This window comes from Methylobacterium sp. GXF4, from assembly GCF_000272495.1.
Taxonomy (GTDB): domain Bacteria; phylum Pseudomonadota; class Alphaproteobacteria; order Rhizobiales; family Beijerinckiaceae; genus Methylobacterium; species Methylobacterium brachiatum.
Window position 1 is genome coordinate 103384 of record NZ_AKFK01000067.1, and the last position, 12675, is coordinate 116058.

The window sequence follows — 12675 nt, forward strand, 5'->3', positions numbered from 1 at the left end:
GATCGGAGATCGCCGGGCCTCGAAGGAGGACTCCAGATTCCGCCCCGATTCCTGGAAGCCTCCTTCGAGGCTGCGCGATCGATGATCGCGCAGCACCTCAGGATGAGGGACATGGGTGGGAAGCCCGGGATCGACGTCGGTTTCGCCGACGCTCATCGGCGATCCCGACTCCCAAACGAATCCCGAACCCGAGCGCGAACACGTGGCCGTCTACACCGAGGTATCCGACGCGGCGCTCTCCGAGTTCCTGTCCGCCTACGACATCGGCAGCCTGCTCTCCTTCAAGGGCATCGCCGAGGGCGTCGAGAATTCCAACTTCTTCCTGCAGACCACCCAGGGCCGCTACATCCTGACCCTCTACGAGAAGCGGGTGCGGGAGGGGGACCTGCCGTTCTTCATTGGGCTGATGGAGCATCTCTCCGCCCGTGGGCTCGCCTGCCCGCAGCCGGTGCGGGACCGGGCCGGCACGGCTCTGGGCCAGCTCTGCGGACGGCCCGCCGCCATCGTCAGCTTCCTGGAGGGCGTCTCGGTCAAGACACCGGGCGTCGGGCATTGCCGGGAACTTGGCCGGGCGCTGGCCGAGCTGCACGCCGCCGGCGCCGATTTCGGCATGGTGCGCGCGAACAGCCTCTCGGTGGAATCCTGGCGCCCGCTCTTCGCGCAGGCCGAGGCCCAGGCCGATTCGGTCGCGCCGGGGCTGGCGGAGCGCACCCGCGCCGACCTTGCGCTCCTCGAAGCGTCCTGGCCCGAAAACCTGCCGGGCGGGGTGATCCACGCGGACCTGTTCACCGACAACGTGTTCTTCATCGGCGACGCCCTCTCGGGGCTGATCGACTTCTACTTCGCTTGCACGGACGCCTTCGCGTACGACCTCGCGGTCTGCCTCAACGCTTGGTGCTTCGAGGCCGACGGCACCTTCCACCGGGACATGGCGGCCGCGTTGATTGCCGGCTACGAGGCGGTGCGCCCCCTGGAGCCCGCGGAGGTCGCGGCGCTGCCAATCCTGTGCCGGGGTGCGGCGCTGCGCTTCATGCTGACCCGCCTGGTCGATTGGCTGAATGTGCCGCCCGGTGCCCTGGTGAAGCCCAAGGACCCGCGAGAGTTCGATCACCGGCTGACCTTCCACCGCCAGGCGCGGGACGCGCAGGATTACGGGCGGCAGTCCTGAGGGACGGATGAGCGACGACGTGACCGAGACCGCGTCCGAGCCGACCCGTGTGAAGATCTACACGGACGGCGCCTGCTCGGGGAATCCCGGCCCGGGCGGCTGGGGCGCGATCCTGATCTTCGGCGACACCCAGAAGGAGCTCTCGGGCGGCGAGGCCTTCACCACCAACAACCGCATGGAGATCCTGGCCGCGATCGAGTCCCTGGAGGCGCTCAAGCGTCCCTGTCGGGTCGACCTGTTCACGGACTCCCAGTACCTGCGCCAGGGCATCACCAGCTGGATCCACAATTGGAAGGCCCGGGGCTGGCGCACCGCCGACAAGAAGCCGGTAAAGAACGAGGACCTCTGGCGCCGGATCGACGCCGCCCGCGAGCGCCACGACGTGGCCTGGCACTGGGTCAAGGGCCATGCCAGCGACCCGCTGAACAACCGGGTCGACGCGCTCGCCGTGGCCGCGATGCTGCCGTTCAAGCGGCGCTGAGATCGGGGTTTCCAAAGGGCTCAGCCCTTTGGCGGGGTATCGGGGAGGAGCCCCGATGGACCAAGGCTCTGCCCTGGACCTGCAAAAGGTCTCGGACCTTTTGGATCCAGGATTCCGGAGGATCGATGTCGAGCCCCACGGCGCTGGCCTTCAATCCGTCTTGCCGTCGAGGCCGAGCCAATGGCGGCCGTCGCGGGCCAGGAGCGCGTCGGCCTCCTTCGGCCCGGTGCTGCCGGCGGGATAGGGCTTCACATCCGCCTGCGGCCAGCCCTTGAGCAGCGGATCGACCGCCGCCCAGCCGGCCTCGATGTTGTCGGCCCGCTGGAACAGGGTCGCGTCGCCGATCATGCAATCGTACAGCAGGGTCTCGTAGCCGACATTCGGCTGGTCCGGAAAGAAGTCCTTGTAGCGGAACGCGGCGCCGACCCGGCCGATCCGCATCTCCGGGCCCGGGACCTTCACGTTGAACTCGGTGCTGACCCCGTGGTCCGGGTCGATCATGATCCGCATCACGGTCGGGCCGAGATCGGCGTTGGGCGTGTCCTCGAACATCTTGAACGGGGCCGGCTTGAACAGCACCGCGATCTCGGTGCGCCGCCCGGTCATGCGCTTGCCGGTGCGGACGTAGAACGGCACGCCGGCCCAGCGCCAGTTCTCGATGTTGAGCTTGAGGGCGATGTAGGTCTCCGTGACCGAGTCCTTGGCGACATGCGGCTCGTCGCGGTAGCCCTGCACGTCGTGCCCCTCCGACGTGCCCGCGGTGTACTGGCCGCGCACCGCGTCCTCCGGGGGGATCGGCTTGACCGCCTGGGCGAGCTTGGCCTTCTCCGACCGCACCGCCTCGGCGTCGAAGGAGTTCGGCGGCTCCATGGCGACCATGCAGAGCAGCTGGAACATGTGGTTGGGCACCATGTCCCGCAGGGCCCCGGTCGGCTCGTAGAAGCCGCCGCGCTCCTCGACGCCCACGGTCTCGGCCGCGGTGATCTGGACGCTGTCGATGTATTCCCGCCGCCAGACCGGTTCCAGCAGGCCGTTGGCGAAGCGGAACGCCATGATCGACTGGACCGTCTCCTTCCCGAGGAAGTGGTCGATCCGGTAGAACTGGCTCTCGTCGCCCTGTTTCAGGATCCGGGCGTTGAGCTCCCGGGCGGAAGCGAGGTCGGAGCCGAACGGCTTCTCGATCACCACCCGGCGGAAATCGCCGTTCTCTTGGCGGAGCAGCCCGGCCTGGCCGAGGCCGTCGACGATCGTGCCGAAGAAGCGGGCCGCCACCGCGCAGTAGAACACCGCGCTGCCGCGCACCTTGTCTTTGACCGCGGCGAAGGTCTCGGGCTTCTCGAAATCGCCCTTCAGGTAATGGAGCCGGTCGCGGATGAAGCCCCAGCTCTTGGGATCGATGTGGTCGGCGTGGAACTCCGAGGTCGGGTCCTTGCTGAACGCCTCCATCGTCTTGGTGAGGCTGTCGCGCAGGGATTCGTCAGTGCCGTCGGAATGGTCGACGCCCAGGATGGAGAAGCCCTCCGGCAGGAGCCCGGCCCCGGCGAGGTTGTAGAGCGAGGGCATCAGCAGGCGCTTGGTCAGGTCGCCGCCGGCTCCGAAGATCACCAGCGTGCAAGGCGGCGCCGGCTTGGTGCCGCTGGCCGCATCGTCCTTAAGGGCTATCGTCTGCTCGGCCATTCCTGGCTCCCATCGGGCTGCGGTGCAGCAAATCGGCGTGACAACTGGCCTGTAGCAATGCCCGTTCCGGCTGTCCGCCGCTATGCTGCGCCGAGACGATTGCAACGGAGATGCGCATGCATACCCATTCCCTCGAACCCTGGAGCCACGGCCACGTCTTCCTGGGAGATCGGCACGACCGGCACGCGCGGCGGACCTGGGCGGTGGTGGCGCTGACGGCGGTCACGATGGTGGTCGAGATCGCCGGCGGCACCTGGTTCGGCTCGATGGCGCTGGTGGCCGATGGCTGGCACATGTCGACCCATGCGGCGGCGCTCGGCATCGCGGCCCTGGCCTATCGCTTCGCCCGGCGGCACGCGGAGGATCCGCGCTTCACCTTCGGCACCGGCAAGTTCGGGGATCTGGCGGCGTTCGCCAGCGCGATCATCCTGGGCCTGGTCGCGCTCCTGATCGGCGCCGAGAGCGTCGACCGGCTGCTCCATCCGGCGCCGATCGGCTTCGGGCAGGCGATCCCGATCGCCATCCTCGGGCTGGCCGTGAACCTCGCCAGCGTCTGGCTCCTGCACGACGACCATGACGACCACGGGCATCACGGCCATGACCATGGCGGCCACAGCCATGGCGGGCACGGGGGGCACGGTCATGGTGGTCACGATACCAATTTCCGCGCCGCCTATATCCACGTGCTGGCCGACGCGCTGACCTCGGTGCTGGCGATCGCCGCCCTGCTCGGCGGGCGCTATCTCGGCCTCGCCTGGCTCGATCCGGCCATGGGTCTGGTCGGCACGGTGGTGATCCTGGCCTGGTCCTGGAGCCTCCTGCGCACGGCCGGCCTCGTGCTCCTCGACGCGCGGCCGTCGCCGGCCGCCACCGCGGAGATCCGTGCCCGCCTGGAGACGGACGGCGACCGGGTGAGCGACCTGCATCTCTGGCAGGTCGGGCCGGGCCATCACGCCGCCGTGATCGCCCTGGTCAGCGACAACCCGCAGCCGCCGGCCCATTACAAGGCCCGGCTCGCCGGGCTGCGCGACCTGAGCCACGTCACGATCGAGGTGCAGCCCTGCCCGGGGCATGCCTGATCCGGGATCCCAAAGGGCTCGGCCCTTTGGCGGGGTTCGGGGGCGGAGCTCCGATAAGCTACTCGTCCACCCGGACGGCCTGGCCGCCCCGGTCGATCGGCAGGGTCGGGCCCTTCAGCTCGGCGTCGCTCGGCAGGGAGCGCACGTCCCAGCCGCCGCCGAGCGCCCGGATCAGCGTGACCGCCGCGGTGAAGCGGCTGAGCCGGACCTGGAGGGCGTTGATCTCGTTGTTCACGAGCAGGCCCTGGGCGGTCACCACGGTGGTGAAGTTCTGCGTGCCGGCCCGGTACTCGTTGAGGGTGATCTCCACGGCCTTGCGCGAGGATTCGACGGCCGCATCCTGGGCCCCCTGCTGCAGGCCGAGGATGCGCAGGGCCGCCATCTGGTTCTCGACCTCCGCGAGGGCGGCGAGCACCACCTGCCGGTAATTGGCGACCGCCGCGTCGTAGCCGGCCTCGGCCGAGCGCACGGCCGCCGTCCGGGCGCCGCCATCGAACAGGACCTCGGTCCCGGCCGCGGTCGTCGACCAGACCTGGTTGGCCGCGGAGAACAGGCCGTTGCGGGTCAGCCCGGAGACCCCGCCCTGGGCCGAGATCGTCACGGTCGGGAAGAAGGCGGCCACCGCGACGCCGATCCGCTCGCTCTGTCCCTGCACCAGGCGCTCGGCCTGGGCCACGTCGGGGCGCCGCTCGAGCAGGTCGGACGGGATCCCGACCGGCACGGCGGGTGGGTTGCGGCCGATGCCGGCCACCGGGATCGAGACCTCCGAGGGCGGCCGCCCGATCAGGGTGGCGATGGCGTTGACGTATTGCACCCGGGTCAGCCGGACCGCGATGGCCTGGGCCTCGATGGTCTGCACCTGGGTCTGCGCGGTGATCACGTCGGAGCGGGCCGCGACGCCGGCAGCGTACTGGTTCTCGGTGATGGCGAGCGTCTTCTTGAAGTTCGCCACGTTCTCGTCGAGCACCTTCTGGAGGGCGTCGGCGTAGCGCACGGTCAGGTAATCGGCGGCGATCTCGGCCTGGATGGTCAGGCGGGTCAACGCGATCGTGGCGGCGTCGGACTGGGCGAGCGCCGCCTCGCTCTCGATGGTCCGGCGGGTGCCGCCGAACAGGTCGAGCTCCCAGCTGGCCTGGCCGAGCAGCGACGCGCTGGTGCGCACGGTGTTGCCGCTGCCGGTCCGGGTGATGCTCGGGGCGCCGATGACGGTCGGGTACAGGGCGGCCTGGGCCGAGGCGACCAGGGCCCGGGCCTGCCGGTAATTCGCCACCGCCTGCCGCAGGGATTGGTTGTCAACGTCGACCAGGCGGATCAGGCGGTCGAGGATCGGGTCCTTGAACACCCGCCACCAGTCGCCCCGCTCGGCCGCGTCGTTGGGCCGGGCCTCGCGCCAACCCTTCTTGCGCGCCGCCACGACGGCCGGGCTGTCCTCCCGCTTGCCGCCTTCCTTGTAGGCGAGCGGCGTCTCGACGGAGGGCCGGGCGTAGTCGGGGCCGACCACGCAGCCCGCCAGGGCGGGGATGAGGGGGAGACAGAGAATATGGCGCAGCCCGAGGCTGCGGGCGCGTCTCCCTCCCCCCGCAGAGGCGGGAGGGAATGCGTGCGCAGCGTCGCTTCCATCGATCGACAACGCGTTCTCGGAGCCGAGAGAGCGAGGCGCGCGCGCGGGTGCCGCCGGTGTTTCACGTGAAAACGGACGCATCACTCTCCGGCCGGCAATGCCGCTGCGCCGCCGCGCCCGGCGCGCCTGCGGCGGGCGAGCACCCGGTGCCGGAGGCGGTCGAGGGTCAGGTAGACGACGGGGGTGGTGTACAGGGTCAGGATCTGGCTCACGATCAATCCGCCCACAATGGCGATGCCCAGGGGTCGGCGCAGCTCGGCCCCCTCGCCGGTGGCCAGGATCAGCGGCACGGCCCCGAGCATCGCGGCGAGCGTGGTCATCATGATCGGACGGAAGCGCACGAGACAGGCCTCGCGGATCGCGTCCACGGGATTCGCGCCCCGGGTCCGCTCGGCGTCGAGGGCCACGTCGATCATCATGATCGCGTTCTTCTTCACGATGCCGATCAGCAGGAACACCGCGATCAGCGCGATGATGGTGAATTCGGTGCCGGTCACCAGCAGGGCCAGCACGGCCCCGACGCCCGCCGACGGCAGGGTCGAGAGGATCGTCAGCGGGTGGACGAAGCTCTCGTACAGGATGCCGAGCACCGCGTAGACCGCCAGGATCGCGGCCAGGATCAGGAGCGGCTGGCGCGAGGCCGAGGCGACGTAGTTCTTGGCCGCGCCGGCATATTCGCCGTGGATCGTGGCCGGCAGCCGCAGGGACGACATCGCCCGGTCGATCGCCACCGTGGCATCCGACAGGCTCTTGCCCGGCGCCAGGTTGAACGAGATCGTGGTCGCCACGAACAGGCCCTGGTGGCTCACCTGCACGGGGGCGTTGCCGGGCTCGATCCGCGCGAAGGCCGAGAGCGGGACCATGGTCTCCTTGGCGGCCGAAACCGGCGCGCTCGACGAGGCCCCGCCCTTGCTCGCCGCGATGGCGTTCGAGGAGGCGTTGCGGGCCGAATCGGAGGCGATCGCGGCGGCGTTCGACGATGCGTCGGCCGTGCTGGCGGCCGCGGTCGCCGCGGCGGCGACGCCGGTGGACCCGCCGCCGACTGCGCCCGTGCCGGTCGTGGCCCCCGTCACAGCGGCGCCGCTCCCCGGGCTGCTGGTGCCGGTGGCCGCATTGGTGTTGACGCCGCCCGCCGCCGCCACGGTGCCGGCCACCGCGTTGGTGGTGGCCGAGCCCGGCGCGTTGCCCCCGGAGGTCGAGACGAAGATCTGCTTCAGGGTCTCGGGGGATTCCAGGTAGCGCGGGGCGATCTCCATCACGACGTGGTACTGGTTCAGCGGGTTGTAGATCGTCGAGACCTGGCGCTGGCCGAAGGCGTCGTACAGCGTGTTGTCGATCTTGTTCGGGGTGATGCCGTACCGGAACGCGGTGGCGCGGTCGATCACGACCCGGGTCTCCAGCCCGCCCTCCTGCTGGTCGGAGGTGACGTCCGCGAAGGTCGGGTCCTTCTGCAGGGCGGCCAGCAGCTTCGGGGCGGCGGCGAACAGCTCCTCGGCGGTGTCGCCCTGGAGGGTGTACTGGTACTGGGCGAAGCTCTGGCGGCCGCCCATCTGCAGGTCCTGACGCGGGAAGACGTAGAGCCGCGCGCCCGCCACCTGGGCGAGCTTCGGCCGGAGCCGCGCCATCACGGCGGAAATCGGCGCCCGCTCGCCGATGGGCTTCAGGCCAATGAACACGTTGGCCGAGTTGGTGCCGCGCCCGCCCGTGAAGCCGACGACGCTCTCCACCGCCGGATCCGCGCCCACGATGGTGGTGGCCTGCCGGAGCTTGGTCTCCATGGACTGGAACGAGATGCGCTGGTCGGCCTGGACGCCGCCCATCATCTGGCCGGTATCCTGCTCGGGGAAGAAGCCCTTCGGCACGATGACGTAGAGGTAGACGTTGAGGCCCACCGTGGCGAGCAGGCTCAGCAGCACGAGGCGCGGATGGGCCAGCGCCACCGCGAGCGTCCGGGCATAGGCGTCGAGCAGCCAGGAGAAGCCGCCCTCCAGGCCGCGGATCAGGATATTCGGGCGGCGTCCTGCCGGACGCCCGTGCCCCTCGGGCCGCAGCAGCCGGGCACACATCATCGGTGTCGTCGTGAGCGACAGCACTAGAGAGATCAGGATCGACAGCGACAGGGTGACGGAGAATTCCTGGAAGATCCGGCCGATCAGCCCGCCCATCAGCAGGATCGGCAGGAACACCGCGATGAGCGACAGGCTCATCGAGATCACCGTGAAGCCGACCTCCCGGGCGCCGATCAGGGCCGCCTGCAGCCGGGGCTTGCCCTCCTCGATGTGGCGCTGGACGTTCTCCAGCACCACGATGGCGTCGTCGACCACGAAGCCGGTGCCGATGATCAGGGCGGTGAGCGACAGGATGTTGAGCGAGTAGCCCAGCAGGTACATCGCCGAGAAGGTGCCGATGATCGAGATCGGCACCGCCACCGCGGGGATCAGGGTCGCCCGGCCGGAGCGCAGGAAGCCGAACACCACCAGGATCACGAGGCCGACCGCCACGAGCAGCGTCTCCTCGGTCGCCGCCAGCGACGCCCGGATCGTGGCGCTGCGGTCGCCGGTGAGCTTGATGTCGATGCCGCCCGGCAGCGCCGCGGTGAGCTGCGGCAGCGCCTTCTTCACGGCGTCGATGGTCTCGACCACGTTGGCGCCGGGCTGCTTGTAGACGAACAGCAGCACCCCGTCCTTGCCGTTGACGATGCCGAGGTTGCGCTTGTCCTCGACGCCGTCGAGCACCTGGCCCACATCCGTGAGCTTCACCGCGGCGCCGTTGCGGTAGGCCACGATGATGTCGCGGTAATCTGCGGCCTTGCGGCCCTGGTCGTTGGCGTAGAGCTGGTAGCGCCGTCCGCCGGCATCGATCTCGCCCTTGGGCGAGTTGGCGTTGGCCGAGGCGAGGGCGGCCCGGATGCCTTCCAGGCCGATGCCGTAATTGAACAGGGCGGTGGGATCGAGCTCCACCCGCACCGCCGGCAGGGACGAGCCGCCGATATCGACATTGCCGACGCCCGGCAGCTGCGAGAGCTTCTGCTGCACCACCGTGGCGGCGGAATCGTAGACCTGGCCGCGGGTCAGCGTCTCCGAGGTCAGGCCCAGGATGATGATCGGCGTGTCGGCGGGGTTGAACTTGCGGTAGGTCGGATTCTGCCGGAGCGAGGCCGGCAGGTCGGCGCGCGCCGCGTTGATCGCCGCCTGCACGTCGCGGGCCGCCCCGTCGATGTCGCGGTTCAGGCCGAACAGCAGCACGATCCGGGTGGAGCCGAGCGCGTTCGTGGAGGTCATCTCGTTGACGTCCGCGATGGCGCCGAGCCGCCGCTCGAGGGGCGCCGCCACGGTGGTCGCCATGGTCTCGGGCGAGCCGCCCGGCATCTGCGCCTGGACCAGGATGACCGGAAAGTCGATCTGCGGCAGCGGCGCCACCGGCAGCTTCAGGAACGCGAACAGGCCGGCGAGCAGCACGCCGATCGTGAGCAGCGTGGTCGCGACCGGCCGGCGGATGAACGGCTCGGAGATGTTCACGGGAGCGCCTCGCCGCCCGCGGCATCCGGCGCCCGCCGCCCGGCGATCCGGCGTTCCAGCCGGTCAAACGCCAAATAAATCACCGGGGTCGTGAACAGGGTCAGCACCTGGCTGACGATCAGGCCGCCGGCGATGCAGATGCCGAGCGGCTGGCGCAGCTCCGAGCCGACGCCGGTGCCGAGGATCAGCGGCACCGCGGCGAACAGGGCGGCCAGCGTGGTCATCAGGATCGGGCGGAAGCGCAGCAGGCAGGCCTGGAAGATCGCCTCCCGGGGATCGAGCCCGTCCTCGCGCTCGGCCTGGAGCGCGAAGTCGATCATCATGATCGCGTTCTTCTTCACGATGCCGATCAGCAGCACGATGCCGATCACCGCGATGATGTCGAGGGACAGGCCGAACAGCATCAGGCCGAGCAGCGCCCCGATGCCGGCGGATGGCAGGGTCGACAGGATCGTGATCGGGTGGATGAAGCTCTCGTAGAGCACGCCCAGCACGATGTAGACCGTGATGATCGCCGCGAGCACCAGGAACAGCTCGTTGCTGAGCGCCGACTGGAACGCGAAGACCGAGCCCTGCGGCACCACCCGGAACGAGGGCGGCAGGTCGATCGCGGCCTTGGCCTGCTCGATCGCCTCGACCGCCTGCCCGAGGGCCGCGCCGGGTGCGAGGTTGAACGACACCGTCGTGGCGGGGAACTGCCCGAGATGCGAGATCAGCAGGGGCGCCCGCCGCTCGCTGATCCGCGCCACCGCGGAGAGCGGCACCTGGCCGTTGGCCGCCGTCGAGGACGGCAGGTAGATCGTCTCGAGGCTGCGCAGGGTGGTGTGCAGGTTCGGGTCGGCCTCCAGGATCACCCGGTACTGGTTGGACTGGGTGAAGATCGTCGAGATGATCCGCTGGCCGAAGGCGTCGTAGAGGGCGTTGTCGATGGTCGCCGGGGTGATGCCGTAGCGGCCGGCCGTGGGCCGGTCGATGGTGACGTAGGCGGCCAGCCCCTGCGCCTGGTGGTCGCTCGCCACATCGGCGACCACGGGGGATTTCGCCAGGGCCTCGGTGAAGCGCGGCACCCAGGTCTCGAAATCGTTGAGGTTCGGGGTCTCGAGGATGACTTGGTACTGGGTCGCCGAGACCGCGGTGTCGATGGTCAGGTCCTGGATCGGCTGCATGTACAGGCGCATGCCGGGCTCGGCCCGGGCCGCCGCATTGATCCGCCGGATGATCGCGCTGGCCGAGTCCGTCCGCTGGTCGCGCGGCTTGAGGTTGATCAGCATCCGGCCGGAATTGAGCGTGACGTTCTGGCCGTCGACCCCGATGAACGAGGACAGGCTGGCCACGTCCGGATCCTGCAGGATGATCGCGGCCATCCGCTGCTGGCGCTCGGCCATCGCCCCGTAGGAGACCGACTGGTCCGCCTGCGTGATGCCCTGGATCACGCCGGTATCCTGCACCGGGAAGAACCCCTTGGGGATGACCACGAACAGGTAGACGGTCAGGACCAGGGTCCCGAGGGCCACCAGCAGGGTCAGGCCCTGGTGGTTCAGGACCACGCGCAGGGCGCGGCCGTAGCCGGCGATCAGGCCGTCGATGGCGCGCCGGCCCGCGCGTGACACCACGCCCTCGCGGCGGCGGATCTGGGCCTCGGGCACGTGCTTGAGCAGGCGCGCGCACAGCATCGGCACCAGGGTCAGCGAGACCACCGCGGAGATCACGATGGTGGCCGCCAGCGTGATCGCGAATTCGTGGAACAGGCGCCCGACCACGTCGCCCATGAACAGCAGCGGGATCAGCACCGCGATCAGCGAGACGGTGAGCGAGATGATGGTGAAGCCGATCTCGCGCGACCCCTTCAGGGACGCTTCCAGGGGCGAATCCCCGGCCTCCACGTGGCGGGCGATGTTCTCGATCACCACGATGGCGTCGTCGACCACGAAGCCGGTGGCGATGGTCAGCGCCATCAGGGACAGGTTGTCGAGGGAGAAGCCGTACAGGTCCATCACCGACAGGGCGCCGATCAGCGACAGGGGCACCGACAGGCTCGGGATCAGCGTCGCCGACAGGCTGCGCAGGAACAGGAAGATCACCAGCACGACCAGCGCGATCGCCAGCCCGAGCTCGAACTGCACGTCCTCCACGGAGGACCGGATCGTGGTGGTGCGGTCGGTGAGCGGCGCCACCGCCACCGCGGTCGGCAGGCTCGCCTGCATCTGGGGCAGCAGCGCCTTGATCTTGTCGACCGTGGCGATGACGTTGGCGCCCGGCTGGCGCTGGATGTTGAGGATCACCGCCGGCGTCCCGTCGGCCCAGGCGCCGAGCTTGGTGTTCTCCGGCCCCTCGACCACGTCGGCGACCTCCGACAGCATCACCGGGGCGCCGTTGCGATAGGCGATGATCGCCGAATTGTAGGCCTTCGGGTCGCGGATCTGGTCGTTGGCGTTGATTGCGTAGGATTGCTTCGGCCCGTCGATCGAGCCCTTGGGGGTGTTGACGTTCAGGTTGGTGATGGTGGTGCGCAGGTCGTCGATGTTCAGCCCGTAGGCGGCGAGCGCCCGGGCGTTGAACCGCACCCGGATCGCCGGGCGCTGGCCCCCCGAGATGCTGACCAGGCCGACGCCCGCCACCTGGCTGATCTTCTGGGCGAGCCGCGACTCGGCGAGGTCCCGCACCTGGGTCAGCGGCAGGGTCTTCGAGGTCAGCGCGAGGGTCAGGACCGGCGCGTCGGCCGGGTTGACCTTGGCGTAGATCGGCGGGGCCGGCAGGTCCGACGGCAGCAGGTTGCCGGCGGCGTTGATCGCGGCCTGAACCTGCTGCTCGGCCACGTCGAGGGCCAGGTCCAGGCTGAATTGCAGCGTGATGACCGAGGCGCCCGCCGAGGATTGCGAGGTCATCTGGTTGAGGTTGGCGAGCTGGCCGAATTGCCGCTCCAGCGGCGCCGTGACCGAGGAGGTCATCACCTCTGGGCTCGCGCCCGGATAGAAGGTCTGGATCTGGATCGTCGGGTAATCGACGGCCGGCAGCGCCGAGACCGGCAGGTTCAGGTACGACACGCCGCCGACGATCAGGATCGCCAGCATCAGCAGCGTCGTCGCCACCGGCCGCAGGATGAACAGGCGGGACGGGTTCATGACAGGCGC

7 protein-coding genes are annotated in these 12675 nt (G+C 69.6%); 3 read left to right on the top strand and 4 right to left on the bottom strand.

The window, feature by feature from the left end:
* Positions 1-202 precede the first annotated feature (202 nt).
* Positions 203-1168 (top strand): homoserine kinase, encoded by a 966-nt coding sequence (gene thrB / locus WYO_RS18585; protein WP_039903302.1) that lies wholly within the window; start codon positions 203-205, stop codon positions 1166-1168.
* A 7-nt stretch (positions 1169-1175) separates the two neighbouring features.
* Positions 1176-1649 (top strand): ribonuclease HI, encoded by a 474-nt coding sequence (gene rnhA / locus WYO_RS18590; RefSeq protein ID WP_007565331.1) that lies wholly within the window; start codon positions 1176-1178, stop codon positions 1647-1649.
* Between the two features lie 150 nt (positions 1650-1799).
* Here the strand turns inward: rnhA and zwf are convergent, their stop codons facing one another.
* Positions 1800-3326, bottom strand: a complete 1527-nt coding sequence (zwf, locus tag WYO_RS18595; RefSeq protein ID WP_007565333.1) for a glucose-6-phosphate dehydrogenase — start codon at positions 3324-3326, stop codon at positions 1800-1802.
* 116 nt (positions 3327-3442) lie between these two features.
* Here zwf and dmeF point away from each other — a divergent pair, with 116 nt between their 5' ends.
* Positions 3443-4405: a CDF family Co(II)/Ni(II) efflux transporter DmeF gene (dmeF, locus tag WYO_RS18600; protein ID WP_007565336.1), complete on the top strand. Its 963-nt coding sequence runs from the start codon at positions 3443-3445 to the stop codon at positions 4403-4405.
* 58 nt (positions 4406-4463) lie between these two features.
* On the opposite strand, the gene WYO_RS18605 is transcribed toward dmeF, so the two are convergent.
* The 3 genes from WYO_RS18605 to WYO_RS18615 form a co-directional block, all read right to left on the bottom strand.
* On the bottom strand, positions 4464-5954 hold the full coding sequence (locus tag WYO_RS18605; protein WP_128755054.1) for an efflux transporter outer membrane subunit: 1491 nt from the start codon (positions 5952-5954) through the stop codon (positions 4464-4466).
* Between the two features lie 152 nt (positions 5955-6106).
* Positions 6107-9544, bottom strand: a complete 3438-nt coding sequence (locus tag WYO_RS18610) for an efflux RND transporter permease subunit (protein WP_007565340.1) — start codon at positions 9542-9544, stop codon at positions 6107-6109.
* Complete coding sequence (locus tag WYO_RS18615; protein ID WP_007565343.1) at positions 9541-12666, bottom strand: MdtB/MuxB family multidrug efflux RND transporter permease subunit; 3126 nt, start codon at positions 12664-12666, stop codon at positions 9541-9543. The genes WYO_RS18610 and WYO_RS18615 overlap by 4 nt, the downstream gene beginning before the upstream one ends.
* Between the last annotated feature and the right edge of the window lie 9 nt (positions 12667-12675).